This is a genomic window from Microbacterium sp. WCS2018Hpa-23, assembly GCF_031843845.1.
Classification (GTDB): Bacteria; Actinomycetota; Actinomycetes; order Actinomycetales; family Microbacteriaceae; genus Microbacterium.
On sequence record NZ_JAVTIZ010000001.1, the window covers coordinates 24,727 to 39,415 of the forward strand.

Genomic DNA, 14,689 nt, shown 5'->3' on the forward strand with positions numbered 1-14,689 from the left:
GCCCGGCTAGACTGGAGTCATGCCCGAACCGAAAGTCGCCAGCTTTCCGGCGATCCGTGGTGCGCTGAAGTTCTACCAGGTCGCGTCGATCATCACCGGAGTCATGCTGCTCCTGCTGGTCGCCGAGATGGTGCTGAAGTACACGCCGATCCGACTCGAGCTCTTCGCGGGAGGGTCCGGCGGTCTGCTGTGGTTCGCTCCCGTCGTCGAGGGGCCCGAGGGCCTCGAGTCGACCGGTGACGGACTCAACATCTCGCTCTCGATCCTCGTCGCGCACGGCTGGTTCTACGTCGTGTACCTCTTCGCGTGCTTCCGGATGTGGAGCCTGATGCGCTGGCCGTTCCTGCGCTTCATCCTGCTCGCGCTCGGCGGCGTCATCCCGCTGCTGTCGTTCTTCATGGAGGCCATCGTCGCCCGCGACGTCAAGGCCTACCTCGCTTCGAGGGAGGCCGCCTCGGCCCCCGCCCCAGCCACGGAAGGTGTCCGGTGACCGAACAGTCCGAGACCCAGCAGCGCCCCACGCTCGTCGTCGACTTCGGCGCGCAGTACGCGCAGCTGATCGCCCGTCGGGTGCGTGAGGCCGGTGTCTACAGCGAGATCGTGCCGCACACCGCGACGGCCGCCGAGATCGCCGAGAAGAACCCGGTCGCGATCATCCTCTCGGGTGGTCCGTCGTCGGTCTACGAAGAGGGCGCTCCGCGCCTCGACCCCGCGGTCTTCGAGCTCGGGGTGCCGACCCTCGGCATCTGCTACGGCTTCCAGTACATGGCGCAGACCCTCGGCGGCGAGGTCGCGAACACGGGCCTGCGCGAGTACGGCGCGACGGATGCCGTCATCTCCGGCGACGGCGGCACGCTGCTCGGCGGCCAGCCGGCCGAGCAGAACGTCTGGATGAGCCACGGCGACCAGGTCGCCAAGGCCCCCGAGGGCTTCGACGTGCTCGCCACGACCGACGCCACCAAGGTCGCCGCGTTCGCGAACGAGGAGCGCGGCTTCTACGGCGTGCAGTGGCACCCCGAGGTCAAGCACTCCGACCACGGACAGCGTGTGATCGAGAACTTCCTGCACAAGGGCGCAGGTCTCGCGTCCGACTGGAACAGCGGCAACGTGATCGCCGAGCAGGTCGAACGCATCCGCGAGCAGGTCGGTGACGCACGCGTCATCTCGGCGCTCTCCGGCGGCGTCGACTCGGCGGTCTCGACCGCTCTCGTGCACAAGGCGATCGGCGACCAGCTCACCGCGGTCTTCGTCGACCACGGGCTCCTCCGCAAGGGCGAGCGCGAGCAGGTCGAGAAGGACTACGTCGAGTCCACCGGTGTGCGTCTGATCACGGTCGACGCGGCAGACGTCTTCCTCGGTCACCTCGCGGGCGTCACCGACCCCGAGGAGAAGCGCAAGATCATCGGTCGCGAGTTCATCCGCGCCTTCGAGAAGGTGCAGCTCGACCTCGTCGCCGAGGCCAAGGCGTCGGGTGGCGCACCGGTCAAGTTCCTCGTGCAGGGCACGCTCTACCCCGACGTCGTCGAGTCCGGCGGTGGCGCCGGTACCGCGAACATCAAGTCTCACCACAACGTGGGCGGGCTCCCCGACGACCTCGACTTCGAGCTCATCGAGCCGCTCCGCGCCCTCTTCAAGGACGAGGTGCGTGCGATCGGCCGCGAGCTCGGCATCCCCGAGGCGATCGTCGGCCGTCAGCCGTTCCCCGGGCCCGGCCTCGGCATCCGCATCATCGGCGAGGTCACGCAGGACCGCCTCGAGATCCTCCGTGAGGCCGACGCGATCGCTCGCGAAGAGCTCACCAAGGCAGGCCTCGACCAGGACATCTGGCAGTGCCCCGTCGTGCTGCTTGCCGACGTCCGCTCGGTCGGCGTCCAGGGCGACGGCCGCACCTACGGGCATCCGATCGTGCTGCGCCCCGTCTCGAGTGAAGACGCGATGACAGCCGACTGGACGCGTCTGCCGTACGACGTGCTCTCGAAGATCTCCAACCGCATCACCAACGGCGTCCGCGACGTCAACCGCGTGGTGCTCGACGTGACGTCGAAGCCGCCGGGAACCATCGAGTGGGAGTGACGCAGGAGCTCCCGCTCGTATAGGCGCTGGTGGCACTCGACCGCGCCAGCGGGCGAGTGGGAGTAAGCGCTCCCGCGCAGATCAGGTGAACGGGCACGGACCACAGGGTCCGTGCCCGTTCGCGGTATTTCGGGCAGGATGAGCCTATGACCAAGGCGCGGACGAAGATCACGGTTATCGGTGCGGGCAGCGTGGGAGTGAGCGTCGCATATGCGGCGCTGATCCGGGGGAGTGCGGCCGAGGTCGCGCTCTACGACATCGCCACCGACAAGGTGGATGCCGAGGTGCTCGACCTCGCGCACGGCACGCAGTTCACCTCTGCGGCGGTGAGCGGTGGCTCCGATCTCTCGGTCGTCGACGGCAGTGACGTGATCGTCGTCACGGCCGGCGCGAAGCAGCAGCCGGGCCAGACCCGCATGGAGCTCTCGGGCATCAACGCTCGTCTGCTCGAGAAGCTCATGCCGCAGCTCGTCGAACGCGCTCCTGACGCCGTGTTCATCATCGTCACCAACCCGGCCGACGTGATGACGGTCGTCGCGCAGCGCGTCTCGGGCCTCCCGCCGCACCGGGTGTTCGGATCCGGCACTGTTCTCGACACCTCGCGTCTGCGCTGGCGTCTCGCGCATCGGGCGAACGTGAGCACGACGAGCGTCCACGCCGACATCGTCGGCGAGCATGGCGACACGGAGTTCCCCCTGTGGTCGAACGCGACCATCGGGTCCGTCCCGATCCTCGACTGGCCCGCCGATGAGCCGTTCACGGCCGAGGAGCTCGATCGGATCGCGATCGAGGTGCGCGACGCGGCGTACGCCGTCATCCGAGGCAAGGGAGCCACGAACCTCGCGATCGGCGTCAGCTGCGCCCGCATCGCCGAGGCGGTGCTGCATGACGAGCGGGCGGTGCTTCCGGTCGCGACGGTGCTCGACGGCGAGTACGGGCTGCACGGGGTCGCGCTGTCGGTGCCGTCGGTGGTGGGTGCTGCGGGTGCGGTGCCGCTGGCTGAGACGCCGATGAACGAGCGTGAGCTGAGCCTGCTGCAGGCTTCCGCCGACGCGATCCGAGCGGCGATTGACGAGCTCGGCTGACCCCTTCGGAAAAAGATTCTCGAGAATCTTCGTCGAGCGTGTCGATCCGAGTCGTTCCCGTTCGACGTCTTCAATGAGAGGGTCGAAAGACGGCCCCACCCACCAAGGAGAACATCATGAAGTTCATGCTGATCATGCGCTCGAACGACGAAGCGGTCGAGGCGTACAAGGAGATGCCCTTCGAGCAGGTCATCGAGGCCATGGGCAAGTACAACGAGTCGATGATCAAGGCCGGCGTTCTGCTCGCGGGTGAAGGACTCAGCGACGCCGCGGAGGGCTTCGTGGTCGATTTCAGCGCCGAGAAGCCGCTCATCACCGACGGCCCCTACGGGGAGACGAAGGAGCTCTTCAACGGCTTCTGGATCATCGAGGCGTCGACGCGTGAGGAGGCGGCGGAGTGGGCGAGCCGTGCACCTCTCGGCGCAGGCTCCTTCCTCGAGGTGCGACGGGTGACCGACGAGTCCGACTTCCCCGCCGACAACGAGTGGATCGAGAAGGAGAAGGGCTGGCGCGAAGAGGAAGAGGCGCGTCGCGCCCAGCAGTGACATGACCGACGACAGCGAGACGGCCCGCCACGCACCCGACGAGGGCGTGCGGCGGGCCGTCGCCGCCGTGTGGCGCATCGAGTCCGCGAAGATCGTAGGCACGCTGACGAGGGCCGTCGGTGACTTCGGTCTCGCGGAGGATCTCGCGCAGGAGGCGCTGGTGGATGCTCTGCGGCAGTGGCCGATCGACGGTGTCCCTCGCAACGGTGGAGCGTGGCTCACGGCGGTCGCGAAGCGCAAGGCCGTCGACGGCTGGCGTCGCCGGGAGCGGCTGGACGACCGCATGGCGGTGCTGGCCCACGACCTGGAGCGCGAGCAGGCGGAGGCCGCTGATGCGCCGCCGTGGGACCCGGATGCCGTCGACGACGACGTGCTCCGGTTGATCTTCATCTCGTGCCACCCCGTGCTGTCGCGCGAGGCACAGGTCGCTCTGACGCTGCGGGTGGTGGGCGGTCTGTCGAGCGAGGAGATCGCGAGGGCGTTCCTCGTTCCCACCGCGACCGTGCAGCAGCGAATCGTCCGCGCGAAGAAGACCCTCGCCGCAGCGCACGTGCCGTTCGAGATGCCTCCCCGCGACGAGCACACGGCTCGACTGGGTGCGATCCTCGGCGTGCTGTACCTCATCTTCAACGAGGGCCATGCGGCCAGCAGCGGCCCCGACTGGATGCGACCGGAGTTGAGCCTCGAGGCGATCCGGCTGACGCGCGTGCTCGCGGCGCTGATGCCGCGGGAGCGCGATGTGCACAGCCTTCTCGCCCTCATGGAGCTGACGGCCGCCCGCTTTCCGGCCAGGGTCGACGCGCACGGCGAACCCGTGCTGCTGGCCGACCAGGACCGGCGTCGCTGGGACCGAGGGCGTATCACGCGCGGTCGCGCCGCGCTGGCGGCCGCGGATGCGCTCGGCTCGGGTCGCGGCCCGTACGGTCTGCAGGCGGCGATCGCCGAGTGCCACGCGCTCGCGGCGAGCGTCGAAGAGACCGACTGGGACCGCATCGTGGTGCTGTACGAGGCTCTCGGCCGTATCGCTCCGTCGCCCGTGGTCGAACTGAACCGTGCGGCCGCCGTGGCGATGGCGAGAGGTCCCGCATCCGCCCTGAAGATCATCGACCGGCTCTCGGCCTCCGGCGCTCTGGCCGGCTACCACCTGCTGCCGGCGACGCGTGCAGAGATGCTCCTTCGCCTCGGCCGCGACGACGAAGCGCGGAGCGAGTTCGCCGTCGCAGCCGCGCTCGCGGGAAACGACAGGGAACGGGCGCTGCTCGAGGCCAGAGCCGCGGAGCGCTGACGCGCCGGCCGCGGAGCGATGACGCTCGCCCGCATGCGGAACACCCTTATACGAAGAACCGCCCCCGTCCGAAGCTGCGCTTCGTGCGGGGGCGGTTCTGTTCATCGCGCGGTGCGCGATGTGGTCAGCTGCGGGCCTTGCTGCCGCGACCGACGATCAGACCGTAGATCAGCAGCACGATGATCGAGCCGCCGATGGCGAGGAGCCACGTGCCCAGGTCCCAGAACTCCGTGAGAGGACGGTTCAGGATGAGGCTGCCGAGCCATCCGCCGAGGAATGCGCCGACGACGCCGAGGAGGAGGGTGATGAACCATCCACCGCCCTGCTTGCCGGGAAGGATCAGCTTCGCGATTGCGCCGGCGATGAGACCGAGAAGAAGGAATCCGAGAAAGCTCATGTTCAGCTCCTATGTATCGTGAGCCCCGGGGTGCCAGGGCTCGTGTGAACCACTGTGCCCTCCCAGCTGATTATCAGCCAACCCCTTGCGCCGGAGCCTCGGGGTGTGCAAAGAGGCCCGCCTCCGGATGGAGACGGGCCTCTTCGAGCGACGATGCGTCAGTTGTTGCCGCGGGCGATCGCGATGATCCGCAGGATCTCGACGTAGAGCCAGACGACCGTGACCATGATGCCGAAGGCGCCGAGCCAGCCGTACTTGCGGGGAGCGCCGTTGCGCACGCCCTGCTGGATCTGGTCGAAGTCGAGCACCAGCGAGTACGCGGCCATGATGACGACCAGGACGCCGATGATGAGACCCAGCGGGATGCCGAGGATCTCGACCTTGCTGAGCAGACCGAAGGCCGCGCCTTCGCCCAGGACGCCGGTCCACGTCAGGACGACGTTGAGCAGCGAGAAGACGAGGTAGCCGATCATGGCGATCATGAAGATCTTGGTGGCCTTCTTCGACGCGCGGATCTTGCCGCTGGCGAAGAGGGCGAGCGTCACGCCGACCACGGAGACCGTGGCGAGTGTGGCCTGGAAGACGATTCCGGGGTAGAGCACCTCGAAGAACGCCGAGATGCCACCGATGAAGAGACCCTCGAACGCGGCGTAGGCGAAGATCAGCGCGGGGCGGACCTTCTTGCGCGAGGTGAAGGAGATCACCATGGCGAGCACGAAGCCGCCGAGCGCTCCGACGATCCACGGCAGCATGTTCGGCTGGAACTGGTCGTAGGGGTTCTGCTCGGGTGCGGCGACGCCGCCGAGCGTCACGAACCAGCCGATGGCAGCGGTGACGAGGAGGATGCCGAAGAGTCCGGCGGTCTTCCAGACGGTGTCCTCGACCGACATGCGGTCGGTCTCGATCGCGCCGGCCGGGGGAGCGGCGTACATTCCCTCGAGCTGGGCGTTCGCAGCGGCATCCATGGTGCCGTGCTGGAACGACGCGGCCTGCGCACCCTGAGCACCCTGCGGGGCACCGGGGTAGGTCGCGACGTTGCGCGGATCCTGCTGCTGGAACGCCGGGTTGTTGAAGGCGAAGTTGCTCATGTGGGCCTCACTCCAAAGTGGGTTGTGGGTCGCTTTCCTCCACGATACCTGGAATGCCGGGCCATCAGGGTGTCCTACGCTGAGAGCGTGCCCAGGAAATCGCCTCTCGTGATTGGGCACCGCGGTGCGCCCGGTTACCGTCCGGAACACAGTCGCTCCTCCTACGAGCTCGCCCTCGCGATGGGGGTCGATGCGGTCGAACCCGACGTCGTCGCGACGAAGGACGGTGTGCTCATCGTTCGTCACGAGAACGAGATCTCGGGAACGACCGATGTCGCAGAGCATCCGGAATTCGCCGACCGCAAGACGACGAAGCGCGTCGACGGGCAAGCGCTGACCGGCTGGTTCACCGAGGACTTCACGTGGGACGAGCTGACGACTCTGCGCAGTCGCGAGCGGCTGCCCGAGGTGCGTCTATCGAGTGCGAGCTTCAGCGGGTCGCAGGCGATCCTGCGGCTCACCGACGTGCTCGACATCGTGCGCGAGGGCTCGGTCGAGCACGGCCGTGAGATCGGAGTCGTGCTCGAGGTGAAGCACGCGACGTACTTCGCGAGCATCGGCCTCGATCTCGCGCCGCTGATCGAGCGGGATCTGCGCGCGGCCGGATGGGCCGACGGCGAGCTGCCGCTGATCGTCGAGTGCTTCGAGTCGACGATCCTCGGGCAGTTGAAGGCTCGAGGCATCGCAGCCTCGTACATCTACCTGATCGAGGCGTCGGGGCGTCCTTACGACCTGCTCGTCGCACAGGGCAAGAAGGCGCTGACCTACAAGGCGACCGTCACGCCGACAGGGCTCGACGGTCTCGTCGGGCAGGTCGACGGCATCAGCGTCAACAAGCGGATGCTGCTCGCGGCAGGCAATACGATCGTCCCTGACGCACACGCCAGAGGGCTCAAGGTGTTCACGTGGACGTGCCGCCCTGAGAACGCTTTCCTCTCCGCGGAGTTCCGCGGCTCCGGAGGCAAGGGCGCGTACGGCGACTACGAGGCCGAGTGGGGCGTCATCGCCCGCACGGGCGTCGACGGGGTCTTCGTCGATCACCCGGACCTCGGGGTCGGCTTCTTCCGCGACTGAGTCCGGGTCAGAGTGGGCCGAGCACGTCCGGCACGGCGCGATCCAGGTGCAGTGCGCGCAGCGGCGTCAGGATCTCCCGCTCCTCGAAGCGGAAGTGCGACTCCATGATCGCCCCCACGCCGTCGAGGTGTCGTTCGATCGCCTCGGTGCTCTCGCCGCCCTCGACCGCGGTGCGCAGCGCGCCGAGCAGGTGCGCGAGCATCGAGTGATCCTGCATGAGCTTGTCGATCACATCGCCGAGTTCGGGGTGCTCCTCGCGCAGAGCGGGGAACAGGGCACGGTCCTCGCTCAGATGATGTCCGTCGAGCGCCGAGCAGAACCCGATGCAGAACAGCGCGAGATCAGAGGCGGCGTCCGGGGCGTCGGCGTCCGCGTCGAGCGCGGCCCTCGTCGCCTCCAGAGCCGAGCGGAGGCGGGTGTGCGCCCGGCGGAGCTCGTCGTCCCAGGCGATCAGGCGGTCGGCATCCATCCCGGTCAGTCTAGGTCGGTTGTGCTGATCCGTCAGAGGGTGCGGTCGAAAGCGCCCTTGCGCGACACGATCTCCTTGCCGAGCGGCATCAGCGACACCGGCACCATCTTGAAGTCGGCGATGCCCATCGGGATGCCGATGATCGTGATGCACAGCGCGAGACCCGAGACGATGTGCCCGATGGCGAGCCACCACCCCGCGAGGATCACCCAGAGCACGTTGCCGAGGAACGATCCGACGCCCGAGGTGGGCTTGCTGACGATTTCGCGTCCGAACGGCCAGATCGCGTACCGGGCGATCCGGAATGAGGCGATCGCCCAGGGGATCGTCACGATGGGGATGCACAGCAGGATGCCGGCGAGCATGTAGCCGAGGAAGAGGGCGAGCCCGGCGAAGATCAGCCAGATGATGTTGAGGATGGTGCGCACGACACGATCCTCGCACCGGCGCCTGGGCATCCGCCGTTCGCCACTGTCGGGAGAATGGCCACCGGCCGTTCACCATCCGTGCACCTGCGGGTCTTCGGTCAGCCATGCGGTGTCGGTGATGTGGGGTGATACCCGTCTGATTCCCTCAGGAGCCCCATGTCCCGCCTGCACTCCGCGGCTGCGGTCACGACGGTCTGCGCACTCAGCGCCGCCGCTCTGCTCGCCGTTCCGCTCGCCGCCACCGGCGCCGAATCCGGTGTCCGCATCAACGAAGTCGAATCCAGCGGGGGAGCGCCCGGCGACTGGATCGAGTTCGTCAACACGTCAGCCGTCGCCGTCGATCTGAGCGGCTACGTCGTCAAGGACAACGGCGAGGACGAGTCGTACACGTTCCCCGACGGCACGCTCGTCGAGCCTGGCGCCTATGTCGTGATCGACGAGGGGGCTGCGGGCGTCGGCGACTTCACCTTCGGCCTCGGCAAGGAAGACCAGGTGCGTCTGTTCGACCCGAGCGCCGTGCTGGTCGACGAGACATCGTGGGCGGCTCACGCCGCAGCGACCTGGGGTGCCCGCGACGTCGAGGGCACCGTGGAATGGGCGGACACCTCCGAGCCCACGAAGGGGGCGGTCAACGTCTTCGCGGCCGACACCCCTCTGGGCGGCAGTATCGTCATCAACGAGGTCGACTCGCAGCCGGCCGACTGGGTCGAGTTCCACAACGCGGGCGATGCCCCTCTCGATATCTCGGGATACGAGATCCGCGACAACTCCGACGACCACAGGTGGCAGTTCCTGCCGGGAACGGAGATCGCGGCGGGCGAGTTCCTGGTCGTCGAGGAAGGCTCGATCGGACTCGTCGACGGCGTCGAGACCGCGTTCCGCGATCCGATCGGCATCGGCAGCGCCGACCGCATCCGCCTCTTCGACGACACGGGCCTCCTGATCGACGACACGCTCCCGTGGAGCGGCCATGCCGCGATCGACGGCGACGTCATCGTCGCGACTCTCGCGCGCTGCCCCGACGGGCAGGGCGCCTTCGTGCTCGCGTATTCGACTCCGGGGGCGGCGAACGCGTGCGTCATGCCCGACGTCGTGATCAACGAGATCGAGTCCAACGGTGACACGACCGACTGGGTCGAGGTCGTCAACACGGGCAGCACCCCGGTCGACCTCTCGGGCTGGACCGTGATGGACGGCGACCCCGTGGGTCATGCCGCAGAGACCACGCCGCTCCCCGCGGGCACGGTGCTCGCGCCCGGCTCGTATCTCGTGTTCGACCAGCCGACCGATTTCGTGTTCGGTCTGGGCAATGGCGATACGGTCACGCTGCGCGATGCGAACCTCAACGTCGTCGACGAGCACGTGTACGCGGCACATGCGGCCGGCGTGCTCGCCCGCTGCGCCGACGGCAGCGGTGACTTCGTCGACATCGGAGTCTCGACCAAGGGGCTGCGCAACGCATGCGGCAATCCGGTGCGCATCAACGAGGTCGAGTCAGACGGCGGATCACCGGGCGACTGGATCGAACTCGTCAACCCGACGGCATCCGCACTCGACGTCTCGGGCATCGTCGTGAAGGACGACGACGACACGCACTCGTACGTCATCCCGGCAGGGACCTCGATCGCCGCCGGCGGAGACCTCGTCATCGAGGGCGCTGACCTCGGCTTCGGCCTCGGCGACGGCGACTCGGTGCGCGTCTTCGACGGTGACCTCCTCATCGACTCGACCACCTGGGGTGCAGGGCACGCGGCGACCACATGGGGTCGCTGCCCGGACGTCACCGGCGCCTTCGCCGTGACCGCCGAGAGCACGAAGGGCGGGGCGAACGTCTGCGCCGGCGAGATCGCCGTCTCGCCATGGCCGGGTTCTGCCGACGTCCGCGTGCTCGACACCGTTCCGACGTTCCTCGAGGACAGCTCGGGTCTCGACGTGCAGGAGACCGCTGACGGCACGTTCCTCTGGGCCGTCGACAACGGCGAGGGGCGCATCTGGAAGCTCGAGGCCCACGCCGACGGCTCGTTCACGCAGATCGACGGCTGGGAATCGGGCAAGCGCGTGCGATTCCAGAAGGATGCCGCGAACCCGGGGGCTGCGGGTCCTGACACCGAGGGCATCACGGTCGACGGCGCGGGCTCGGTCTACGTCGCCTCGGAGCGCGACAACAGCGCGAAGGGCGTGAATCAGAACACCGTGCTGAAGGTCGACCCCGAGGCCGCCCCCGGCGACCTCATCGCCCAGCAGGAGTGGGATCTCACGACGCTGCTGCCGGCCGTGGGCGCGAATCTCGGCATGGAGGCGGTGCAGTGGGTGCCCGACAGCGCGCTCGACGGTGCGCTCTTCGACATCAACACCGGTGCTGCCTACGACTCGACGGACTACGCCGGTCACGGCGACGGCCTGTTCTTCGTCGCTGTCGAGGACAACGGCCACGTCTACGCCTTCGCGCTCGGCGCCGACGGCACGGCGACGCTGGTGTCGGAGATCGCACCGGGTCTCGCAGGGGTCATGGCGCTCGACTACGACGGCGTCCTCGACGTGCTGTGGGCCGTGTGCGACGACGGTTGCCACGGGCAGTCGGCGCAGATCACGCTGAACGGCACCGCACAGCCCGGGATCGCGCACTTCGCGCGCCCCACGGGCATGCCCGACATCAACAACGAGGGCTTCGCCACCGCGCCGGCCTCACTGTCGGTCGACGGCCAGCGCCCCGTGTGGTGGTTCGCCGACGGCTTCGCCTCGGAGGCACTGCGAGTCGGGACGCTTCCGGGCGCGACGGACGAGAACCCGGGTGGGAACCCGGGCGGCACCCCCGGTGCGCAGAACCCTCCGCTTCCCGGCACAGCTCTCACCGATGCCAACCGCAACGGCGTCACGGTGAACCCGGCGGTCGCGGCACGCGGCTCGCAGGTGACGGTGACGGCGGGCGGCGACACCGCCGGCGACCGGATCTCAGTGTGGATGTACTCCGACCCCGTGCAGCTGGCCTCGGGCGCGGCACCCGCCTCCGGTGCACTCACGGTGACGATTCCGACGGATGCCGCCCTCGGCGCCCATCGGATCGCGGTCTACTCGGCAGCGGGCGAGCTGATCGGATGGGCGGACATCCGCATCACCGACCCGAGCGGACTCGCCGCGACGGGCGCCGAGGTGCCTGTCGCCGTGATCGCACTGGCGCTCATGCTGATCATCGCCGGTGCGCTGATCGTCCGTCGGCGCCGCGGCACAGTCTGACACCCGTATCCCGACACGACGAAGGGGAGGATGCGCGAGAATCCGCGCATCCTCCCCTTCGTGTGTGCTGCCGCGGCAGTGCGCGAAGCGGTGTCAGAACCCCAGCACGGCGCGGGCGCCGTCGGAGTCCGCCTGGCGGTATTCGTCGGCGAGCCGTGCGGCACGCTCGGCGGAGAGACGCAGGGTGCCCGCGTGCAGGCGCCACTGCGAGTCGAGCGCCGAAGAACGCCGCGTGTAGGCGTTCTGGGCCTCACCCTCCCAGCGGCTGCGGAGGTCCTGAGAGGTGCCTGCGAGGGAGTCGAGCGATTCGACGATCGCGGCGGCGGAGGCGGCGCTGCTCGCGGCCGCTTCGGCGAGCCGGTCGGGGTCGACCTTGAGATCCATGTCAGCGCTCCAGTCCGGGGGACGGGTACCCGCGCCGCGCATCCGACTTCAGGCTCGTCGCGATGTCGGACTCCTCGCCGAACAGTTCGGCGCTGCGATCTGCGAGCGTCGACATCGCGTTGTGCTGCGCCTGCGCGATCGTCTCCAGCGTCACCTGGGCCAGAGCCTGCAGAGTGAGCGCTTCGGCGGCGGGGCCGAACTCGAGACCGGCGAGCTTTCCGCCGACCTTGGCGCGAACGGTGACCTCGCCTCGGGGGCTGCGTGCCGACTCGACGAGCGTCTCGACATCGGTCGCCAGTGCCTGAGCGCGTGCCTGGTTCTGCTGCGCCTGCCGGTTGATGTCGTCGAGCTGCTTGCGGGCGGCCGCGAATCCCTCGTCGATGCCGGATGTGCTCTCGTCCATATCGTTCTCCCTCATTCCTGCACGGTCACGCCGGTCGGGACCTCGGGCACGTCTCCGGGCCACGACCCGAGCCGCTCGCGGTTGCTGGCGCCCTGATCCTTGTCCTCCATCAGATCGATGGCGGCCGTGCTGTACGGCTTCGGTGACGATGTGGAGTCGCGCACCCACCCTGCCTGCGCCGCGGCAGCCCCCACATCGAAGCCCCCGCTCGACGAGGTCCGCACTCTGATGTCGATGCGCGCATTCGGCATGTAGCCCTCACGCACCGACCACACCGACGACACCACGAAATCGACCAGCGCGGCCCCGTCGGCGATCGCGAAGCCGGGCTCGACCTCGAGCCCGATCGCGTACCCGGTGTTGCCCTTCACGTTGGGCTTGCCGCCACCGGCGATGTCGGAGACCACGATGCCGGGGATCGACTCGAAGGATTCGCGCAGCTCGGCCAGGGTCTGTCCGCCCGAAGCGGCGTCGTGCGGAATTTCACTGTCGGAGCCGCCGCCCCCGAACGCGCATCCCGTGAGCGCAAGCACGCCCACGGTGACGACGGAGAGTGCGGACCAGCGCCTAGCGGCCATAGTTCATCATGTCCTCGAGTCGGTACTGCATGTCGGACCAGATGCTGACATCCGAGATGCCCGCGTACGCGGGGTTGGTGTTGCCGGAGAATCCCATGCTCTCGAGGATCGTCGCGTTGTAGGCCCCGGTGACCTCGAAGACTCCGCGGCCGTCGACGTTGCGCAGGCGGAAGGCGACCTCGCCCGGGTGCTCCGGATGCCCTGGTTGGGCGGCGATCACGAAGCCGTCGTCGGTGATCTGCTGAACAGTGATGTCTCCCGCGGTGACGCCGGGGATGCCCATGCCGAACAGAGAGGTCTGGATGGTCTGCCCCTCTCCGGTGAGCTGCATGTTGAGCTGCGAGTTGTCGCCCTCGCGGGAGGGGAGGAAGACGTGGCCGAACTCCTGCTGCAGCATCTGGTTGAGCTGCTCGGTGGTCATGTCGGTCTCGCCGAGGTCGAACTGGTGCGAATAGCCCAGGTCGTACTCGCCTTCGAACTCGTGATCGGAGCCGGGGTACGGCGTCGGGCCGGGGTTGTAGGTGTCGCCCATCCCGCCGGGCGGGATCGCTCCGGGCAGACCGCCGAGCGGGCCGAGGAGCTTGCCAGGGGGGAACTGCTCGAGAAGTTCGCCGAGCAGGTCTTCCAGACGCTGGTGGAACGGGATGATCGCGCGGTAGAGGTCGGTGGCCAGGCGAACCATCTCACGCAGCGCCTGCAGCGCCCGATCGATGTTGGAGGTGACCTCGGCGATGACCTGTGCGCAGTTGTCGGCGAAATCCTGGATCACCTGCGCCTTCTTGTCGAGCTCCCAGGGCCAGCTGCCGAACAGGAGGTCCTTGATGCTGCCGCCGACGGTCGACAGCAGCTCGAAGCCCGCGCACACCAGGGAACGCATGATCTCGACCGCGCGCACGCACAGTTGAAGCGCCTGACTCATGACCTTCGACCAGTCGGCGATCGAGTGCGTCGCCGACTGGAGGACTCGTAGCGAGCCCTCCACGACGACCGCGGTGATCCCCTGCACATGGCCGCTGATCTGGGTCAACGCCTGCTGGTAGAGCGCGGAGGTCGACTGCACGTCGCCGGCGTAGGTCTCCCAGGCATGGGAGGCCTGATAGAGCCCCGCCGGATCCCCTGCCACCTGTTCGAGCAATTGCTCCAGAGGGCGGACGAACTGCATGATCTCGGACGCGAATCCGCTCAGTCCGCCGCCGCAGTCGTCACCGGCTCCTCCGGCCGGAGGGAGCTGGCTGCTCCAGCTTCCGGAGGCGAGCGAGGATGCGGCGGCGTCCGCCTCGGGGAGGACGGCAGTGCTCATGTCATCCCTCCGCGGCGATGCGGTCGAGGTCGGCGCGACCGGTGTCATCGACGGTGCGGAAGCCCTCGACGGCCTTCTGCACGCCGTCGGCGGTGCGCTGCGAGACGGTTCCGACGAATCCGGCCGCGCCCTCGACGACGGCGCCGATCGAGTTGAGGACCGGGGGGATGAACGCCCCGATCGGGCCGAATGCCATGCCCGGAACGGCTGAGGTGATGCTGCCGCGCGACGACGCCAGCTGTGCTGCAGCCTCCGTCAGTGCACTGCGTGCGGCCTCGTAGGCATCGCTGTGGACTTCGATCTCCGCCATCGGTCGAGCTCCCCCCCCCGAAATCTGCGTGTCCAC

General features: G+C 68.3%; 16 protein-coding genes. 7 read left to right on the top strand and 9 right to left on the bottom strand.

Annotated elements, in window-relative coordinates; genetic code table 11:
* Positions 1-19: 19 nt before the first annotated feature.
* The 5 genes from RQG77_RS00110 (at position 20) to RQG77_RS00130 (ending at position 4,988) form a co-directional block, all read left to right on the top strand.
* Complete coding sequence (locus RQG77_RS00110) at positions 20-490, top strand: DUF3817 domain-containing protein (protein WP_311242879.1); 471 nt, start codon at positions 20-22, stop codon at positions 488-490.
* A complete protein-coding gene (guaA, locus tag RQG77_RS00115) occupies positions 487-2,073 on the top strand; it encodes a glutamine-hydrolyzing GMP synthase (protein WP_056508382.1) in 1,587 nt (528 codons plus the stop codon). The genes RQG77_RS00110 and guaA overlap by 4 nt, the downstream gene beginning before the upstream one ends.
* 146 nt (positions 2,074-2,219) lie before the next feature.
* Entirely contained in the window at positions 2,220-3,158 is a 939-nt protein-coding gene (locus RQG77_RS00120; RefSeq protein ID WP_311242880.1) for an L-lactate dehydrogenase, read from the top strand.
* Between the two features lie 116 nt (positions 3,159-3,274).
* Positions 3,275-3,703 (top strand): YciI family protein, encoded by a 429-nt coding sequence (locus tag RQG77_RS00125; protein ID WP_056508386.1) that lies wholly within the window; start codon positions 3,275-3,277, stop codon positions 3,701-3,703.
* A 1-nt stretch (position 3,704) separates the two neighbouring features.
* A complete protein-coding gene (locus tag RQG77_RS00130) occupies positions 3,705-4,988 on the top strand; it encodes an RNA polymerase sigma factor (protein ID WP_311242881.1) in 1,284 nt (427 codons plus the stop codon).
* A gap of 124 nt (positions 4,989-5,112) precedes the next feature.
* On the opposite strand, the gene RQG77_RS00135 is transcribed toward RQG77_RS00130, so the two are convergent.
* Together RQG77_RS00135 and RQG77_RS00140 are read right to left on the bottom strand one after the other, a co-directional pair.
* Entirely contained in the window at positions 5,113-5,385 is a 273-nt protein-coding gene (locus RQG77_RS00135) for a GlsB/YeaQ/YmgE family stress response membrane protein (RefSeq protein ID WP_056508391.1), read from the bottom strand.
* Positions 5,386-5,543: 158 nt separating this feature from the next.
* Positions 5,544-6,473, bottom strand: a complete 930-nt coding sequence (locus RQG77_RS00140; RefSeq protein WP_056309164.1) for a Bax inhibitor-1/YccA family protein — start codon at positions 6,471-6,473, stop codon at positions 5,544-5,546.
* Positions 6,474-6,560: 87 nt separating this feature from the next.
* On the opposite strand from RQG77_RS00140, the gene RQG77_RS00145 reads away from it, so the two are divergent.
* Complete coding sequence (locus tag RQG77_RS00145) at positions 6,561-7,547, top strand: glycerophosphodiester phosphodiesterase family protein (protein WP_311242882.1); 987 nt, start codon at positions 6,561-6,563, stop codon at positions 7,545-7,547.
* 7 nt (positions 7,548-7,554) lie between these two features.
* On the opposite strand, the gene RQG77_RS00150 is transcribed toward RQG77_RS00145, so the two are convergent.
* Together RQG77_RS00150 and RQG77_RS00155 are read right to left on the bottom strand one after the other, a co-directional pair.
* A complete protein-coding gene (locus RQG77_RS00150; RefSeq protein WP_311242883.1) occupies positions 7,555-8,016 on the bottom strand; it encodes a hemerythrin domain-containing protein in 462 nt (153 codons plus the stop codon).
* Positions 8,017-8,048: 32 nt separating this feature from the next.
* Entirely contained in the window at positions 8,049-8,444 is a 396-nt protein-coding gene (locus RQG77_RS00155; RefSeq protein ID WP_056311882.1) for a YccF domain-containing protein, read from the bottom strand.
* A gap of 156 nt (positions 8,445-8,600) precedes the next feature.
* Here RQG77_RS00155 and RQG77_RS00160 point away from each other — a divergent pair, with 156 nt between their 5' ends.
* Positions 8,601-11,678, top strand: coding sequence for a lamin tail domain-containing protein (locus tag RQG77_RS00160; RefSeq protein ID WP_311242884.1), 3,078 nt, complete (start codon positions 8,601-8,603; stop codon positions 11,676-11,678).
* Positions 11,679-11,771: 93 nt separating this feature from the next.
* Here the strand turns inward: RQG77_RS00160 and RQG77_RS00165 are convergent, their stop codons facing one another.
* Genes RQG77_RS00165 through RQG77_RS00185 form a run of 5 tightly spaced genes read right to left on the bottom strand, consistent with a single transcriptional unit; the run spans position 11,772 to position 14,653 of the window.
* Entirely contained in the window at positions 11,772-12,062 is a 291-nt protein-coding gene (locus RQG77_RS00165) for a WXG100 family type VII secretion target (RefSeq protein WP_311242885.1), read from the bottom strand.
* A gap of 1 nt (position 12,063) precedes the next feature.
* Positions 12,064-12,465, bottom strand: a complete 402-nt coding sequence (locus RQG77_RS00170) for a YbaB/EbfC family nucleoid-associated protein (protein WP_311242886.1) — start codon at positions 12,463-12,465, stop codon at positions 12,064-12,066.
* Between the two features lie 11 nt (positions 12,466-12,476).
* Positions 12,477-13,043: a hypothetical protein gene (locus RQG77_RS00175; RefSeq protein WP_311242887.1), complete on the bottom strand. Its 567-nt coding sequence runs from the start codon at positions 13,041-13,043 to the stop codon at positions 12,477-12,479.
* Entirely contained in the window at positions 13,033-14,343 is a 1,311-nt protein-coding gene (locus RQG77_RS00180) for a hypothetical protein (protein WP_311242888.1), read from the bottom strand. Before RQG77_RS00180 ends, RQG77_RS00175 begins: the two co-directional genes overlap by 11 nt.
* Before the next feature lies 1 nt (position 14,344).
* The gene (locus RQG77_RS00185; protein ID WP_311242889.1) at positions 14,345-14,653 is read right to left on the bottom strand and encodes a hypothetical protein; all 309 of its coding nucleotides are present in this window, start codon (positions 14,651-14,653) and stop codon (positions 14,345-14,347) included.
* Positions 14,654-14,689: the final 36 nt, after the last annotated feature.